At 33.2% G+C, this 588-nt stretch carries 1 protein-coding gene; it reads right to left on the bottom strand.

Features of this window, described 5'->3' with window-relative positions:
* Positions 1-588: CDP-glycerol glycerophosphotransferase family protein (locus IDG60_RS21340; RefSeq protein WP_206161173.1), on the bottom strand; the 588-nt coding region annotated here is incomplete at both ends.

Below are 588 nucleotides of genomic sequence, written 5' to 3'. Positions count from 1 at the left end.
TAAAATATAGTTGGAATATCTAACAAGCTAGCTTCTATTGGCAGCGAACTATAGTCGCTAATAATTATATCTGACATTAGCATTAATGTAGACGTGTCGATTGAAGATACGTCATCAATGTCTGAATCTTCAATTGATGGATGTAATTTATTAATCAGTGTATATCCTGGTAAACATTTTTCAAAATAAGCTTTATCAATAGCCCTATTATCTGCTTTATCTTCTCTATATGTTGGTACATATAATACCAACTTATTTGTAATTCCATATTTATCCTTTAACTCTGCCTTAACCGTTGCTCTATCAGCTGTGTAATATTTATTAATTCTCGGAAGCCCAAAATACAGCATTTGCTCTTCTGTTGCACCTAAAGACTGTTTAAAACATTGTGACATTTGTTCACAACCCACTAAGTAAAAATCCGTCGCTTGATAAACTTTACGGTACTGCTGAACCATTGCCTTGTCAGACACATCGACTTGATGATCTGTTAATCCAAAGTTTTTTAATGCACCACTTGCATGCCACGTTTGAACAATGTGTTGATTAGAAGTCTTATTATATCCACCTAGTAATAGGTAATAATTA

It is taken from the genome of Staphylococcus sp. EG-SA-2 (genome assembly GCF_017152085.1).
Note: the sequence above shows the minus strand (reverse complement) of the source record. Positions and strands in the feature narration are given on the sequence as shown.